This is a genomic window from Klebsiella sp. X1-16S-Nf21 (assembly GCF_002837615.1).
GTDB lineage: Bacteria > Pseudomonadota > Gammaproteobacteria > Enterobacterales > Enterobacteriaceae > Klebsiella > Klebsiella variicola.
On the sequence record NZ_PJDK01000010.1, the window covers coordinates 36,098 to 52,247 of the forward strand.

Below are 16,150 nucleotides of genomic sequence, written 5' to 3' on the forward strand. Positions count from 1 at the left end.
TGGCTAAAATAACTATGACTGATATCAGCCGTTCTCGGGCATGGCTGGAAAGCCTGCGTCCTAAAACGTTACCGCTGGCGTTTGCCGCGATTATTGTTGGCACCACCCTTGCCTGGCAGCAGGGCCATTTTGATCCCTGGGTTGCTCTGCTGGCGCTGATCACCGCTGGCTTGCTGCAAATTCTTTCTAACCTGGCGAATGACTATGGCGACGCAGTCAAAGGGAGCGATAAACCCGATCGCATCGGGCCGCTGCGCGGCATGCAGAAAGGGGTGATTACCCCCCAGCAGATGAAGCGCGCTCTCATCGTCACCGTCGCGCTGATCTGTCTGTTTGGTCTGGCGCTGCTGTGCGCCGCCTGGCAGAGCGTCGGCGACTTCATCGGCTTCCTCGCCCTGGGAGGCCTGTCTATCGTGGCCGCCATCACCTACACGGTGGGCACCCGCCCCTATGGATATATTGGTCTGGGTGATATCTCAGTACTCGTTTTCTTCGGCTGGCTGAGCGTCCTCGGCAGCTGGTATCTGCAAGCCCATAATGTGGAAGCGGCCATTTTTCTGCCAGCGACGGCCTGCGGTCTGCTGGCAACCGCCGTGCTGAACATCAATAATCTGCGCGATATTGATAGCGATCGCCAGAACGGAAAAAACACCCTCGCCGTGCGCCTGGGCCCGGTCAATGCCCGCCGCTATCATGCCTGCCTGCTGCTCGGCGCCCTGCTGTGTCTGGCGCTATTTAACCTGCTGGCGCTGCATTCAGCCTGGGGCTGGCTGTTTATTCTCGCCACGCCGCTGCTGGTGAAACAGGCGCGCTACGTCCTGCGCGAATCCGATCCGCTGGCGATGCGGCCAATGCTCGAAAAGACGGTCAAAGGGGCCTTACTGACCAACCTGCTGTTTGTTATCGGAATTATTGCCAGTAAGCTGATGGCTTAACTGACAAATATCAATTAACAATTGATGATTTTGCCAACAATGGGATTCGCGGGATATACTAAAAACTCTCGCAGCAACTGAACGTTAAGCCTATGAAATACGATACTTCCGAGCTTTGTGACATCTACCAGGAAGATGTCAACGTCGTGGAACCGCTGTTCTCTAACTTTGGAGGACGGTCGTCGTTTGGTGGACAAATCATTACGGTAAAATGTTTCGAGGATAACGGGTTGCTCTATGATCTGCTCGAGCAGAACGGCCGTGGTCATATTCTCCTGATCGACGGCGGCGGCTCAGTACGACGCGCGTTAATTGACGCCGACCTGGCGCGTCTGGCCGTACAGAATGAATGGGAAGGGTTAGTGGTCTATGGCGCGGTGCGCCAGGTTGACGACCTTGAGGAACTGGACATCGGCATCCAGGCGCTGGCGGCTATTCCGGTCGGCGCGGCTGGCGAAGGCATCGGCGAAAGCGACGTGCGCGTCAATTTCGGCGGGGTGACCTTCTTCTCCGGCGACCATCTGTATGCCGATAACACCGGGATGATCCTGTCGGAAGACCCGCTGGATATCGAATAAACCCTCCGCCATAAAAAAGGCCTTCTCCATGAGAAGGCCTTTTGTTTATCCGACGCGCAACTTAGTACAGTTTCTTCGCGCAATCCAGCCAGTCGTTCTTGAACGGACGCTTCATGTTCTCGATGGCATCGATGATGTCGTGGTGCACCAGCTTCTCGTTCTGGATGCCGACGCAACGGCCGCCATGGCCTTGCAGCAGCAGCTCAATTGCATAGGCGCCCATGCGGGAAGCCAGGATGCGGTCGTAAGGAACCGGGGAACCGCCGCGTTGAATGTGGCCGAGGACGGTGGCGCGAGTTTCACGGCCGGTTTCTTTCTCGATGTAGCTTGCCAGCTCGTCAACGTCGCACATGTGCTCGGTGATCGCCACGATAGCGTGTTTCTTACCTTTCGCGATACCGGCTTTGATTTCGGCCACCAGATCGTCACGGGTGTATTCCACTTCCGGCACCATGATGAACTCACAGCCGCCGGCAATCGCCGCCGCCAGGGTCAGGTCGCCGCAGTAACGGCCCATCACTTCCACCACGGAGATGCGCTGGTGTGAAGAAGAGGTGTCGCGCAGACGGTCAATCGCTTCCACCACGGTGCTCAGGGCGGTGAAAAAGCCGATGGTGTAGTCAGTGCCTTTGATATCGTTGTCGATGGTGCCCGGCAGACCGATGCACGGGAAGCCCATCTCGGTCAGGCGCATTGCCCCCATATAGGATCCGTCACCACCGATAACCACCAGCGCATCCAGGCCGCGCTTCTTCATGTTTTCGATAGCCACAGCGCGAATGTGTTCTTCGCGGAATTCCGGGAAGCGAGCGGAGCCCAGGAAGGTGCCGCCGCGGTTGATCATGTCGGAAACGCTGTAACGGTCGAGCTGAACCATACGGTCTTCATACAATCCGAGGTAACCGTCATAGATTCCAAAAACTTCCAGACCTTCCGTTAATGCCGCGCGCACAACGCCACGAATTGCTGCGTTCATGCCCGGCGCATCACCGCCACTTGTCAACACACCGATTTTCTTAATCATGACTACCTCTGAACTTAGGAAGCAAAAAATAATTCTGTTGCCTGAAGCGCTCCCTCACCAGGAGTGCACGACGCTAATGACAATAGTATATCAAACGCCTCAAGCTGAATTGATTCAGGTCAGACCAAACGGCGGTAATTTATACAAAAAATGCCGATCTGCCCCACATTTTTACATCGAGTTTACAGACTATAACCTAACGCTCAAAAAAGCCCTGCTGCGCCGCTGGCACCACAGAACTGGGATCCTGATGGATAATGACATCGGAACCCGGGAAACGGCGCAGAATCGCCTGCTCCACCTGGTCTGCAATCACGTGGGCTTGCACCAGCGGGAGGTTATCTTCCATTTCCAAATGAATCTGAATAAAGCGGGTCGGCCCTGACTGCCGCGTTCGTAGATCGTGCGCCCCGCGGATGCCGGGCCATGCGGTCACGATGGTGATAATGTCCTGACGCTCCTCGTCAGGCAAGGCGCGGTCGAGTAGTGACTGAACCGCCTCATAGCCCATCCGCAGCGCGCTATATAAAATATAGATGCCAATTCCTAAGGCAAACAACGCATCGGCGCGATGCCAGCCGTACCAGGAAAGGCCCAGCGCCACCAGAATAGCGCCGTTCATCATAACATCAGACTGATAATGAAGCATATCCGCCCGCACCGCCTGGCTCTGGGTTTTTCGCACCACCCAGCGCTGAAAGGTCACCAGCGCCAGCGTGCTGAACAGGGCGATCAACGTGACGACGACACCGACGCCAGCGGCCTGCAGCGGCTCCGGACGCACCAGGTGCTGGATGCCGGTGAGAAACAGAAACAACGCCGAGCCGGAAATAAACATGCTTTGTGCCAGCGCCGCCAGCGATTCCGCTTTACCATGGCCAAAGGTATGTTCTTCATCAGCAGGTTGCAGCGAATAGCGAACCACCAGCAGGTTGGTCAGCGAGGCGGCAATATCCACCAGCGAATCCACCAGCGCAGCCAGAATACTGACTGAACCGGTATACCACCACGCAAAAATTTTGATCAAAAGTAACGCGGAGGCCATGGCCGTCGCGGCGATAGCGGCGCGGCTGACCAACCGGCCATAAGATTGATTCATATAGGCTCCTTCTCCTGCAATGCGCTTAGTATAACCTGAACTTGTGACGCTCACGGGATACGCGAAGAAGTTGATTTGCCGAAAAAAGGGCAAAAAAAACCCCCACATCATGTGGGGGAAGACAGGGATGGTGTCTATGGCAAGGAAAACAGGGTTTGTTACTGGGGTTGCAGGGTGTTGCTACTACTCGAAAGCATCATGGCTGAGCCTTTCTGCATCCTTGCAACCTCACGCAACTGATCCATACGTTGCTGGTGCTTAGCATTTAAAACCGCTTGCTGCTCTGGCGTAAGCAGGTGATACATCTGGTTGCGGACCTTAGCCATCTCGACCTGGCGAGCAACCTGTTCCTGCGCCATCTTTTCTGCCTGAGCGCGCACAGCGTTTTCATCAAAATTTTCTGCGGTGACAAGGCGATGCATTGTCTCCATTTCGCTAACATTAACGGGGAGCCTGTCGTGGCGTGCCCGTTGCATAAGATCCCGTAACTGCTGACGTTGCTGCTCGGTTAAACTTATGCCGTCAAACATATGGCTCTGGCTACCGCGCTGTCCCCCTTCGTCTCCGGGGAGCCAGTTAACGCTGGTAACGACTTCAGCGGCCTGGCTATATGCACTTAGCGCCAGCGTTGAGGCCATGACGGCAGCGATAACATTGCGCATCACATACTCCCAAAACGTTTGTGTCGCGATTCAACGAGAGACAGTCTACGATTCAGGCTGCAAACATGCGTCAGGGGGTGTAAAACAACGTAAAGTCATGGATTAGCGGGCCTTGATGACGTAATTTCTGCCTCGGAGGTATTTAAAAGATGAATAAAATCCTGTTAGTTGATGATGACCGGGAGCTCACCTCCCTGTTAAAAGAGCTGCTCGATATGGAAGGTTTTAACGTGCTGGTGGCCCATGATGGGGAACAGGCGCTGGCCCTTCTGGACGACAGCGTTGATTTATTGCTCCTCGACGTAATGATGCCGAAGAAAAACGGTATTGATACGCTGAAAGAGCTGCGTCAGACACACCAGACCCCGGTTATCATGCTAACAGCGCGCGGGAGCGAGCTGGATCGCGTTCTCGGCCTTGAGCTGGGCGCGGATGACTATTTGCCTAAGCCGTTCAACGATCGTGAACTGGTGGCCCGTATACGCGCGATTCTGCGCCGTTCCCACTGGAGCGAGCAGCAGCAGACGACCGAAGCCGGATCGCCAACGCTGGAAGTGGATGCCTTAAGCCTCAATCCGGGCCGTCAGGAAGCCAATTTCGATGGCCAGACGCTGGAGCTCACCGGTACCGAATTCACCCTGCTCTATCTGTTAGCGCAACATCTCGGCCAGGTGGTGTCGCGTGAACATTTAAGCCAGGAAGTGTTAGGCAAGCGCCTGACGCCGTTCGACCGCGCCATCGATATGCATATTTCCAACCTGCGGCGTAAGCTGCCGGAGCGCAAAGATGGCCATCCGTGGTTTAAAACGCTGCGTGGCCGCGGGTATCTGATGGTTTCCGCTTCATGATTGGAAGTTTGACTGCACGCATCTTCGCCATCTTCTGGCTCACGCTGGCGCTGGTGTTGATGCTGGTGCTGATGTTGCCCAAACTGGATTCCCGGCAGATGACCGAGCTGCTGGAAAGCGAGCAGCGTCAGGGCATCATGATCGAGCAGCACGTCGAGGCCGAGCTGGCCAACGATCCGCCAAACGACCTGATGTGGTGGCGCCGTCTGTTTCGCGCCATCGATAAATGGGCGCCGCCGGGACAACGCCTGCTGCTGGTGACCAGCGAAGGCCGCGTGATCGGCGCAGAACGCAACGAGATGCAGATCATTCGTAACTTTATCGGCCAGGCCGATAATGCCGATCATCCGCAGAAAAAACGCTATGGCCGCCTGGAAATGGTGGGCCCGTTTTCCGTCAGGGACGGTGAGGATAACTATCAGCTCTATCTGATTCGTCCCGCCAGCACCTCACAATCCGACTTTATCAACCTGCTGTTTGATCGACCATTGCTGCTGCTTATCGTCACGATGCTGGTCAGCGCCCCGCTGCTGCTGTGGCTGGCGTGGAGCCTGGCGAAACCGGCGCGTAAGCTGAAAAACGCCGCCGACGAAGTCGCCCAGGGCAACCTGCGCCAGCATCCGGAGCTGGAAGCCGGGCCGCAGGAGTTCTTAGCCGCTGGCGCCAGCTTTAACCAGATGGTCACCGCGCTGGAGCGGATGATGACCAGCCAGCAGCGGCTGCTGTCTGATATCTCGCATGAGCTGCGCACACCACTTACGCGCCTGCAGTTGGGCACCGCCCTGCTGCGTCGCCGCAGCGGTGAGAGCAAGGAGCTGGAGCGCATCGAAACCGAGGCGCACCGGCTGGACAGCATGATCAACGACCTGCTGGTGATGTCGCGCAATCAGGCCAAAAATGCCCTGGTCAGCGAGACGGTGAAAGCCAATCAGCTGTGGGGCGAAGTGCTGGACAACGCGGCGTTTGAAGCCGAGCAGATGGGTAAATCTTTCACCGTTGAGTATCCGCCGGGCCCCTGGCCGCTGTACGGTAACCCTAATGCGCTGGAAAGCGCGCTGGAGAATATCGTCCGCAACGCCCTGCGCTACTCACACACGAAGATTTCCGTCAGCTTCTCGGTGGATAAAGACGGGATTACGGTTAACGTCGACGACGACGGCCCGGGCGTCAGCCCGGAGGATCGCGAACAGATTTTCCGGCCATTCTACCGGACCGACGAGGCGCGCGACCGCGAGTCCGGCGGCACCGGCCTGGGGCTGGCGATTGTCGAAACCGCTATTCAGCAACACCGCGGTTGGGTGAAGGCCGACGACAGCCCGCTGGGTGGTTTGCGCTTAACCCTTTGGCTGCCGCTGTATAAGCGCACCTGACTCTGTCCCGGCTTGCGCTGCGCTAAGCCGGGAGCATCCCCGAAAATACTCAATGTGGGGGAATTATTTCCCCCACAATCTCCGCGAACTATCCTCGATCTTACCGCTTAAACGTCGTTTCTGCAGCGTTCTGCTCCAGCTCACCGACAGGCCCGCAGCCGACAATAAACGATGATACTGATCATCATCAAACGGCATCTGCCAGGCAATCGCCCCGGCCTCATGGACACTGACATCGCTCAGCCGGGAAACCAGTTCTAGGGGCGCATCGCTGGAGACTTGCCCCCCGGCAATCACCCGATACAACCAGCCGGTCTTCCCGCTGTTTTGCACCAGCTGCGCCATATCACCGATCGCAAAATGAAAGTTGAGCTTGAAGCACGGCGATCGCGGCTGGGTGACCTGGATCAGCGCCTCGCCCCAGCGAAAGATATCGCCGATATAAACATTTTGCTCGGTAAGCCCGGTGGTGGAGAGGTTTTCGCCGAACGCCGGCGCGCAGAAGCGCTCGGCCTGCTGGGGGAATTCACGCATCCAGTCGGCATAGTGTTCGCGCGGATAGTGGCACAGCGCGCGGTCCGGCCCGCCGTGTATTTTCTTCTCCGCCTGCTCATCCCCATCGAGGCCGAGATCGCCGAGCTGCAATTCGCCATCGACCTGGATTTTGCCGATCGCGCTGGGGCGACTGCCCGCGTAGTCCCTGATTTTGCCGACAAAGACATTCACCGGATAATGCATGGCTGCTCTCCTTGCTACAGATATAAAAAAAGCGAGTCATCAGACTCGCTTCTCTCTTAGCGCAATGCAACCTTATTTTTTAGCGGCAAAACGCGCTGCAGCTTCGTCCCAGTTCACTACGTCCCAGAAGGCTTTGATGTAGTCCGGGCGACGGTTCTGGAATTTCAGGTAGTAAGCGTGTTCCCACACGTCCAGACCCAGGATCGGGAAGCCGGAAGCGCCGGAAATGGCTTCGCCCATCAGCGGGGAATCCTGGTTGGCGGTGGAGACAACGGCCAGTTTGTCACCTTTCAGTACCAGCCACGCCCAGCCGGAGCCGAAACGGGTCGCAGCGGCTTTTTCGAATTCCGCTTTGAAATTGTCTACAGAGCCGAAATCGCGCTCGATAGCCGCTTTCAGGTCGCCCTGCAGGGTGGTGCCGGTTTTCAGGCCTTTCCAGAACAGGCTGTGGTTAGCGTGGCCGCCCGCGTTGTTACGCAGTACGGTTTTTTTGTCAGCCGGCAGTTGATCCAGCTTGGTGATCAGCTCTTCAGCGGACAGGTTAGCGAACTCCGGCAGGCTTTCCAGCGCGGCGTTGGCATTGTTCACGTAGGTCTGATGGTGTTTAGTGTGATGGATCTCCATCGTCTGCTTGTCGAAGTGCGGTTCCAGAGCATCGTAAGCGTACGGCAGGGATGGCAGGGTATAGCTCATAATCATCTCCATTATTGTCGAGCGGCTCAAGTGTTAACGCCGCGTAAGCAGTTTGTCCATTATAGTTAATTAAATGGTATTGAAAATGCTTATCAATGCCGTATTTTTCATATGGATATAACCAGAAGAAATACCCGTCATTTTGTGATGTAGAACAACTAATTAAGCCCATGGTTGCCAGGGTTCGCCATCCTGTGGCAACGGCTTGAAGGCGGCCAAAGCGGCTAATTTTTACACTCATCACATCGGAAGCCGCCGTCTCCGATAAAAAAAGATGAGGATAAAATCAATGAACCACGCGATTACGATGGGTATTTTTTGGCATTTGATAGGGGCCGCCAGTGCCGCCTGTTTCTATGCCCCGTTCAAAAAAGTAAAACACTGGTCGTGGGAAACCATGTGGTCGGTTGGAGGGATCGTCTCCTGGCTGATCCTGCCCTGGGCCATCAGCGCCACGCTGTTACCCGACTTCTGGGCCTACTACCGCTCCTTTAACGCCTCCACGCTGCTGCCGGTCTTCCTGTTCGGCGCTATGTGGGGCATCGGTAATATCAACTATGGCCTGACCATGCGCTATCTTGGCATGTCGATGGGGATTGGCATCGCCATTGGCATCACGCTGATTGTCGGCACGCTGATGACGCCGATTATTAACGGTCAGTTTGCAGTGCTGATGCACACCCAGGGCGGTCAAATGACGCTGCTCGGCGTGCTGGTGGCGGTGATTGGCGTCGGCATCGTCACCCGCGCAGGCCAGCTGAAAGAGCGCAAAATGGGCATCAAAGCCGAAGAGTTCAATCTGAAGAAAGGACTTCTGCTGGCGGTGATGTGCGGCATCTTCTCCGCAGGGATGTCGTTCGCGATGAACGCCGCCAAACCGATGCATGACGCCGCCGCAGCGCTCGGCGTCGACCCGCTGTACGCGGCGCTGCCAAGCTACGTAGTCATTATGGGCGGCGGGGCGCTGGTCAACCTCGGCTTCTGCTTTATTCGTCTGGCGAAAGTGAAGAACCTGTCAGTCAAAGCCGATTTCTCGCTGGCCAAACCGCTCATCATCAGCAACCTTCTGCTCTCCGCCCTCGGCGGCCTGATGTGGTATCTCCAGTTCTTCTTCTATGCCTGGGGCCACGCCAGCATTCCGGCGCAGTATGACTATATGAGCTGGATGCTGCACATGAGTTTCTACGTGCTGTGCGGCGGTCTGGTGGGTCTGGTGCTGAAGGAGTGGAACAACGCCGGTCGTCGTCCGGTGAGCGTCCTGAGCCTCGGCTGCGTGGTGATCATCATCGCCGCCAATATCGTCGGCCTGGGAATGGCCAGTTAACCACCGGGTCATCAGCCAGACAACGACGGTCTTCAGGCGGCGGCGCGACTGCGCTGCCGCCACTGCCCCGGCGACATGCCGATTTCCCGGCTAAAAACCACCGAAAAGTAGTTACTGTCCTCAAAGCCGCACTGCATGGCGATATCGCCGATTAAGCGCTCGGTATGCTGCAGCAGATACTGCGCATGGCAGATCCGCAGCTGGCGTAAATAGTGATTGATGGTCATCCCGGTTTGCTGGCGAAACTGCTGGCGAAGCGCCCGCTCGCTGCCGCCCTCCTGCTCGCAGAAACGCTCCAGAACAAAGGGGCGGCTGAGGCTGGCCGCCAGCGCGGCCAGCAGTTTGTCCAGCAGCGCTTCGCGCTGCGTCGCCGCGGGATCATCCGTCGCGTAGCGATGGCGCTGCAACGTCAGCGCCAGCTGGGCAAAAAGCAGTTCGGCCATCGCATTTCCCTGCGCGTCGCGCCGGGCGCACTCATGCTCAAGCTGGCTAATCACCTGGCGCGCCTGCGCCATACCTGTGCTGCCCATGCGCCAGTGGGGCTTCCACGGCGTGCCAAAGAGGCCAGGGATCGTCCCCGCCCAGTCAAAATTGAGCTGCAGCCGCTCCGGGCAATAGATGATGTTCTGCAGGACTAAATCATTAACCGAAGCATAGGAGTGTTTATCTTCGGCGCGAATATAGAACAGATCGCCGCGGGTAATGCGCCAGGGGCGATCGTTAAGGACGTGCAGCCCGTTGCCGCGCCACACCAGCACCAGCTCGCAGAACTCGTGGGTATGCTCGGCAAAAACATTTTGCGGGTAGCGGTCAGCCACCGCCACTGCCTGCGTGGCGGAAGGGAAAAACTCCTCTTTACGTAGAATCAGACCGGCCACGGCTCACACTCCAAACGCGGATAAGGGCGCATTATTCGCGTTTTTAGCCCGCAATACGTTGACTCTTCTCGCGTTACTGAAGAATGGCGTCGCGGCCCTGGCGGATATCGCGCGGCGACCAGTCAAATTCGCGGCGAAAAAGCGTCGAAAAGTGGTTACTGTCGCCGAAGCCGCAGCGAAAAGCGATATCAGTCACGCTTTCATCGCTGTGGCGCAGCAGATGCCGGGCCTTCATCAGGCGCACCCGATTAAGATAGCGCTGCGGCGTCAGGCCGGTCTGCTGCTTCAGCTGGCGGTGCAGGGTACGCAGCGACAGCGAAAACTGCGCCGCCACCTCCTCCCAGCAGATCTCCTGGGCAAAATGATCTTCCAGCCAGGCCAGCAGCTGATTCAGCCGCGCATCATTGTTGGTAGCCTCTTCCGCAAGACTGCTTTTACGCAACAGCACCAGCAGCTGCATAAACAGGATCTCACGGCTGGCGACGGCATGGGTATCCGTTTCGCTCCCCATGGCCTCCATCTGCGCCACGATATGCCGAACCTGCTGCAGGACCGTCTGGTTCACCCGCCAGTGCGATGGGTAGTTCCCCTCCTGCTCCTGGGGCAGCAGTTGGCTGACCCCGGCGAGAAAACGAAACGCATCCGGCGCGCGATAGAGCACGTTGGTCAGACACAGGTTATCCGTATGCTCGTACAGATGCCGGTCGTGATCGCGAATAAAGCAGACCGAACCGCCGCCGATGGTATAGGGCTGACCATTGAAGACGTGAATACCCGTGCCCTGCTCCACGATGACAATTTCATGGAAATCATGGTGATGTTCCGGAAAGGCCGACTGAGGGAGGCGGGGTTCAATAGCCACCGTCGAGATCCCGGCCTTAAAGAAATCCGTACTGTGCAATATGGTCATGATGCCACCCTCGTAATGAGAAAAATTATCAGTCACCGGCTGATAGTAATGAAGGGTTGGCTATCCGGCCTTCAATTTTTGACCATGAAATTCGTAAATCCTGCCGCTTTTTCAAGAATCAGCCGGAAAGATACGGAACTGCGGACGCCATCACATCCCCCTCGCCACCCCCTAAAACCGCAAATTGTGATTTCCCTCACGGTCACCTTTGCTTTCTTGCCAGCGGCCAGTTTTGACTGTCCGTAGCGAGAAGGTGTCAGTAAGCGTCCTTTTTTAGACTGCGGACAATGATTTTAAGAAGGGTCTTTCCATGAGTATTCGTCATTGTGTCGCCGTCGATTTAGGCGCCTCCAGCGGGCGGGTGATGCTCGCCAGCTATCAGTCCGGGCCACGCGCCCTGACCCTGCGGGAAATTCATCGCTTCACCAACAGCCTGCAGAAGGTGGATGGCTTCGACTGCTGGGATGTGGATAGCCTTGAAGGCGAGATCCGTCGCGGGCTGGAGAAAGTGTGTGAGCAGGGCATCCTGATCGACAGTATCGGCATCGATACCTGGGGGGTGGATTATGTCCTGCTGGATAAGCAGGGCCAGCGCGTCGGACTGCCGATCTCCTATCGCGACGACCGCACCCAGGGCCTGCTACGTCACGCTGAAGAACAACTGGGCCGGGCGGAGATCTATCGCCGCAGTGGTATTCAGTTTCTGCCGTTTAACACCCTTTACCAGCTGCGCGCCCTGGTGGAGCAGCAGCCGGAGCTGGTCAGTCAGGCCGCGCATGCCCTGCTGATCCCCGACTATTTCAGCTTCCGCCTGACCGGCAATCTGAACTGGGAATATACCAACGCCACCACCACCCAGCTGGTTAACATCAATAGCGATAGCTGGGATGAGACGCTGCTGAACTGGACCGGCGCGCCGTTGGCGTGGTTCGGAACGCCGACCCACCCCGGCAATGTGATTGGTCACTGGATCTGCCCGCAGGGCAACCGTATTCCGGTGGTCGCTGTCGCCAGCCACGACACCGCCAGCGCGGTGATCGCCTCTCCGCTGGCCGACCGTGATGCCGCCTATCTCTCCTCCGGCACCTGGTCGCTGATGGGGTTTGAAAGCCTGACCCCATACAACTGCGACGCGGCGCTGCAGGCCAATATCACCAACGAAGGCGGAGCGGAAGGCCGCTATCGGGTGCTGAAAAATATCATGGGCCTGTGGCTGCTGCAGCGGGTGCTGAAAGAGCAAAACGTCAGCGACCTGCAGGGGCTGATCGCCCGCACCGCCGCGCTACCGGCGTGCCGCTTCATGATTGACTGCAACGATGACCGCTTTATCAACCCGGCCAGTATGAGCGCCGAGATCCAGGCCGCCTGTCGCGATGCCGGGCAGCCGGTTCCTGAAAGCGATGCCGAGCTGGCGCGCTGCATTTTCGACAGCCTGGCGCTGCTCTACGCCCGGGTGCTTAACGAGCTGGCGGCGCTGCGCGGCCAGCCCTTCAGCCAGCTGCATATCGTCGGCGGCGGCTGCCAGAACGCGCTGCTTAACCAGCTGTGCGCTGACGCCTGCGGGATCGCCGTCGTGGCCGGCCCGATAGAAGCCTCCACCCTCGGCAATATCGGCATCCAGTTAATGACCCTCGACGAGCTGGCCAATGTCGATGAGTTTCGTCAAGTGGTGCGCGACAACGCGGCGCTCACCGCTTTTACCCCCAATCCTGATAGTGAAATTGCCCGTTTCGTGGCGCAGTTTCAGCCACAACAGACCAAGGAGCTTTGCGCATGACCACTCAACTTGAACAAGCCTGGGAAATTGCTAAGCAGCGCTACGCCGCCGTCGGCGTGGATGTCGAGGAGGCCCTGCGCCAGCTGGACCGTCTGCCCGTCTCCATGCACTGCTGGCAGGGTGACGACGTCGCCGGTTTCGAAAACCCGGCGGGAAGCCTGACCGGCGGCATCCAGGCGACCGGCAACTACCCGGGCAAAGCGCGCAATGCTGAAGAGCTACGCGCCGACCTTGAGCAGGCGCTGAGCCTGATCCCGGGACCAAAGCGTCTCAACCTGCATGCTATTTACCTGGAATCCGACGCACCGGTAGCGCGCAATGAGATTAAGCCGGAGCACTTTAAAAACTGGGTTACGTGGGCGAAAGCCAACAAACTGGGGCTGGATTTCAACCCCTCCTGCTTCTCGCATCCGCTGAGCGCCGACGGCTTTACCCTGTCGCACGCCAACGATGAGATCCGCCAGTTCTGGATCGACCACTGCAAAGCCAGCCGTCGCGTATCCGCTTATTTTGGCGAACAGCTGGGTACCCCATCGGTGATGAATATCTGGGTGCCGGACGGCATGAAAGATATTACCGTTGACCGCTTCGCGCCGCGCCAGCGGTTGCTGAATGCCCTTGATGAAGTGATCAGCGAGAAGCTCGACCCGGCGCACCATATTGACGCCGTGGAGAGCAAGCTGTTCGGCATCGGCGCCGAAAGCTACACCGTCGGCTCCAACGAGTTCTATATGGGCTACGCCACCAGCCGCCAGACCGCGCTGTGCCTGGATGCCGGCCACTTCCACCCGACGGAAGTGATCTCCGACAAAATCTCTGCCGCCATGCTCTACATCCCGCGCCTGCTGCTGCACGTCAGCCGCCCGGTACGTTGGGACAGCGACCACGTGGTGCTGCTGGATGATGAGACCCAGGCCATCGCCAGCGAAATCATTCGCCACAACCTGTTTGACCGCGTGCACATCGGCCTCGACTTCTTCGATGCCTCCATCAACCGCATCGCAGCCTGGGTGATTGGTACCCGGAATATGAAAAAAGCGCTGCTGCGCGCCCTGCTGGAACCAACTGCTCAGCTTCGTCAGTTGGAGAACGACGGCGATTACACCGCCCGCCTGGCGCTGCTCGAAGAGCAAAAATCGCTGCCGTGGCAGGCTATCTGGGAGATGTACTGTCAGCGTCACGACACGCCGGCGGGCAGTCAGTGGCTGGACAACGTACGGGCTTATGAGAATGCGGTTCTGAGCCAGCGCGGGTAATGCACGGGCTTCCCCGGGTCGCGGCTGATGCCTTACCCGGGCTACGAACTGCGCGATGTTGCCAGAGCGCACCGAACAGTTCCCTCTCCCCTGTGGGGAGAGGGTTAGGGTGAGGGGCTACCCCCACCGAATCAACAGGAAAGACAAGACTATGCAGACCATTATCGACGCCTGGTTCGTCCAGGGCATGATCAAAGCCACCTCCGACGCCTGGCTGAAAGGCTGGGACGAACGCAACGGCGGCAACCTGACGCTGCGTCTGGATGAAGCGGATATCGAACCTTACGCGGCGGATTTCCACGCCAAACCGCGCTACATCGCCCTCAGCCAGCCGATGCCAATCCTGGCCAACCAGCCATTTATCGTCACCGGCTCCGGCAAATTCTTCCGTAACGTCCAGCTCGACCCGGCCGCTAACCTCGGCGTGGTAAAGGTCGACAGCGATGGCGCGGGATACCATATCCTGTGGGGCCTCACCGAGGATGCCGTACCGACCTCCGAGCTGCCGGCACACTTCCTGTCGCATAGCGAGCGCATCAAACTGACCGGCGGCAAAGACCGGGTGATCATGCACTGCCATGCCACCAACCTGATCGCCCTGACCTATGTTCTGGAGAACCACAGCGATCTGTTCACCCGCAAGCTGTGGGAAGGTAGCACCGAATGTCTGGTGGTCTTCCCGGACGGCGTCGGCATTCTGCCGTGGATGGTGCCGGGCACCGATGAAATCGGCCAGGCGACCGCCGAAACCATGCAAAAACACTCGCTGGTGCTGTGGCCATTCCACGGCGTCTTCGGCAGCGGCCCCACGCTGGATGAGACCTTCGGCCTGATCGACACCGCCGAGAAGTCCGCCGAAGTGCTGGTGAAAGTCTTGTCCATGGGCGGGATGAAGCAGACCATCACCCGCGAAGAGCTTATCGCCCTTGGCAAACGCTTCAACGTGCAGCCGCTGCAGTCCGCTTTAGATCTTTATCCATAACAACATCGCGCCCCGCTCACCGAGACGGGGCGAAATATCACCTGCAAACCCTACAAAACTAACTCATGTGGAGTAAAAGCAATGAAAACAAAGACAAGCTTGATCCTCACCGTTGCCGCCCTGGCGTTGTCCGGTTCCGCCTTAGCCGAAGTTAAAATCGCCCTTGTGGCGAAATCGCTGGGAAATGGCTTCTTCGAAGCCGCCAACGTTGGCGCCCAACAGGCAGCCAAAGAGTTAGGTGATGTCAAAGTGATCTACACCGGCCCGACCACTACCACCGCCGAAGCGCAGATCGACGTGCTGAACGGGTTGATCGCCCAGGGGGTGGATGCGATCGCCATTTCCGCCAACGATCCGGACGCGGTGGTGCCGGTGCTGAAAAAAGCGATGCAGCGCGGCATCAAGGTGGTCTCGTGGGACTCCGGCGTGGCGCCGGCAGGCCGCCAGATCCATCTTAACCCCTCGAATAACGCCTTAATTGGCGAAACCAACGTCAAGCTCGCCGCCGATGCGCTGAAGGCGCTGAACGTTGAGAAAGGCGAGGTGGCCGTGTTAAGCGCCACCCCAACCTCCACTAACCAGAACATCTGGATTGAGGAGATGAAAAAGGTGCTGCCGCAGTATCCGTCCGTACAGCTGGTCACCGTCGCCTACGGGGACGATCTGTCGGATAAAAGCTACCGCGAAGCGGTGGGCCTGCTGAAATCATATCCGGACCTGAAAGTCATTGTTTCGCCGTCGTCGGTGGGCATTGTTGCCGCCGCGCAGGCGGTGAAGGATCAGGGCAAAATCGGCAAAGTCTATGTCACCGGGCTGGGGCTGCCGTCGGAAATGGCCGGCGCGATCAAGTCCGGCGCCAGCAAAAGCTTCGCCATCTGGAACCCGATTGACCTGGGCTACGCCGCCACCTATCTGGCCGACGATTTAGTCAAAGGCACGGCGACCAAAACCGAAGCCAGTATGGGCAAGCTGGGCAAAGTGAAGCTGGATGCTGAGGGGAATGGCGCGATGGCCGAGCCGTTCGTCTACGATGCGAGCAACATCGATAAGTTCTCGAAAATTTTCTAACCCTTGTT

The 16,150-nt window shown here is 57.8% G+C and carries 16 protein-coding genes; 9 read left to right on the forward strand and 7 right to left on the reverse strand.

The genetic code is table 11. The features are described from left to right. Positions 1 to 14 precede the first annotated feature (14 nt). Together menA and rraA are read left to right on the forward strand one after the other, a co-directional pair. A complete protein-coding gene (gene menA, locus CW267_RS06965; RefSeq protein ID WP_012543268.1) occupies positions 15 to 935 on the forward strand; it encodes a 1,4-dihydroxy-2-naphthoate polyprenyltransferase in 921 nt (306 codons plus the stop codon). 92 nt (positions 936 to 1,027) lie between these two features. Next, complete coding sequence (rraA, locus tag CW267_RS06970; RefSeq protein ID WP_002882913.1) at positions 1,028 to 1,513, forward strand: ribonuclease E activity regulator RraA; 486 nt, start codon at positions 1,028 to 1,030, stop codon at positions 1,511 to 1,513. A gap of 61 nt (positions 1,514 to 1,574) precedes the next feature. Here rraA and pfkA read toward each other — a convergent pair whose 3' ends face one another. From pfkA to cpxP, 3 genes are all read right to left on the reverse strand, one after another. Then, a complete protein-coding gene (gene pfkA, locus CW267_RS06975) occupies positions 1,575 to 2,537 on the reverse strand; it encodes a 6-phosphofructokinase (RefSeq protein ID WP_002882911.1) in 963 nt (320 codons plus the stop codon). A gap of 196 nt (positions 2,538 to 2,733) precedes the next feature. Next, the gene (gene fieF / locus CW267_RS06980) at positions 2,734 to 3,636 is read right to left on the reverse strand and encodes a CDF family cation-efflux transporter FieF (protein ID WP_008807873.1); all 903 of its coding nucleotides are present in this window, start codon (positions 3,634 to 3,636) and stop codon (positions 2,734 to 2,736) included. A gap of 158 nt (positions 3,637 to 3,794) precedes the next feature. Beyond that, a complete protein-coding gene (cpxP, locus tag CW267_RS06985; RefSeq protein ID WP_004178004.1) occupies positions 3,795 to 4,298 on the reverse strand; it encodes a cell-envelope stress modulator CpxP in 504 nt (167 codons plus the stop codon). Between the two features lie 149 nt (positions 4,299 to 4,447). Here cpxP and cpxR point away from each other — a divergent pair, with 149 nt between their 5' ends. Both cpxR and cpxA read left to right on the forward strand, forming a co-directional pair. After that, complete coding sequence (gene cpxR, locus CW267_RS06990) at positions 4,448 to 5,146, forward strand: envelope stress response regulator transcription factor CpxR (RefSeq protein ID WP_002882901.1); 699 nt, start codon at positions 4,448 to 4,450, stop codon at positions 5,144 to 5,146. Beyond that, a complete protein-coding gene (gene cpxA / locus CW267_RS06995; protein WP_008807874.1) occupies positions 5,143 to 6,516 on the forward strand; it encodes an envelope stress sensor histidine kinase CpxA in 1,374 nt (457 codons plus the stop codon). Before cpxR ends, cpxA begins: the two co-directional genes overlap by 4 nt. 63 nt (positions 6,517 to 6,579) lie before the next feature. On the opposite strand, the gene yiiM is transcribed toward cpxA, so the two are convergent. Both yiiM and sodA read right to left on the reverse strand, forming a co-directional pair. Beyond that, a complete protein-coding gene (gene yiiM, locus CW267_RS07000; RefSeq protein ID WP_008807875.1) occupies positions 6,580 to 7,254 on the reverse strand; it encodes a 6-hydroxyaminopurine reductase in 675 nt (224 codons plus the stop codon). Positions 7,255 to 7,326: 72 nt separating this feature from the next. Beyond that, positions 7,327 to 7,947 (reverse strand): superoxide dismutase [Mn], encoded by a 621-nt coding sequence (gene sodA / locus CW267_RS07005; protein WP_004203668.1) that lies wholly within the window; start codon positions 7,945 to 7,947, stop codon positions 7,327 to 7,329. A 289-nt stretch (positions 7,948 to 8,236) separates the two neighbouring features. Here sodA and rhaT point away from each other — a divergent pair, with 289 nt between their 5' ends. Continuing rightward, the gene (gene rhaT / locus CW267_RS07010) at positions 8,237 to 9,271 is read left to right on the forward strand and encodes an L-rhamnose/proton symporter RhaT (protein ID WP_012969219.1); all 1,035 of its coding nucleotides are present in this window, start codon (positions 8,237 to 8,239) and stop codon (positions 9,269 to 9,271) included. Between the two features lie 32 nt (positions 9,272 to 9,303). Here the strand turns inward: rhaT and rhaR are convergent, their stop codons facing one another. Further along, positions 9,304 to 10,149 (reverse strand): HTH-type transcriptional activator RhaR, encoded by an 846-nt coding sequence (gene rhaR, locus CW267_RS07015; RefSeq protein ID WP_008807878.1) that lies wholly within the window; start codon positions 10,147 to 10,149, stop codon positions 9,304 to 9,306. 73 nt (positions 10,150 to 10,222) lie between these two features. Then, complete coding sequence (gene rhaS, locus CW267_RS07020) at positions 10,223 to 11,059, reverse strand: HTH-type transcriptional activator RhaS (protein WP_008807880.1); 837 nt, start codon at positions 11,057 to 11,059, stop codon at positions 10,223 to 10,225. 310 nt (positions 11,060 to 11,369) lie between these two features. Between rhaS (CW267_RS07020) and rhaB the strand changes: the two genes are divergently transcribed. The 4 genes from rhaB (at position 11,370) to rhaS (CW267_RS07045) (ending at position 16,142) form a co-directional block, all read left to right on the forward strand. Next, the gene (rhaB, locus tag CW267_RS07030) at positions 11,370 to 12,836 is read left to right on the forward strand and encodes a rhamnulokinase (protein WP_032756526.1); all 1,467 of its coding nucleotides are present in this window, start codon (positions 11,370 to 11,372) and stop codon (positions 12,834 to 12,836) included. Further along, entirely contained in the window at positions 12,833 to 14,092 is a 1,260-nt protein-coding gene (gene rhaA / locus CW267_RS07035; RefSeq protein ID WP_012543272.1) for an L-rhamnose isomerase, read from the forward strand. Before rhaB ends, rhaA begins: the two co-directional genes overlap by 4 nt. Positions 14,093 to 14,243: 151 nt before the next feature. Next, positions 14,244 to 15,074: a rhamnulose-1-phosphate aldolase gene (rhaD, locus tag CW267_RS07040; RefSeq protein WP_008807883.1), complete on the forward strand. Its 831-nt coding sequence runs from the start codon at positions 14,244 to 14,246 to the stop codon at positions 15,072 to 15,074. 81 nt (positions 15,075 to 15,155) lie between these two features. Continuing rightward, the gene (rhaS, locus tag CW267_RS07045) at positions 15,156 to 16,142 is read left to right on the forward strand and encodes a rhamnose ABC transporter substrate-binding protein (protein ID WP_008807884.1); all 987 of its coding nucleotides are present in this window, start codon (positions 15,156 to 15,158) and stop codon (positions 16,140 to 16,142) included. The last annotated feature ends 8 nt before the right edge of the window (positions 16,143 to 16,150 follow it).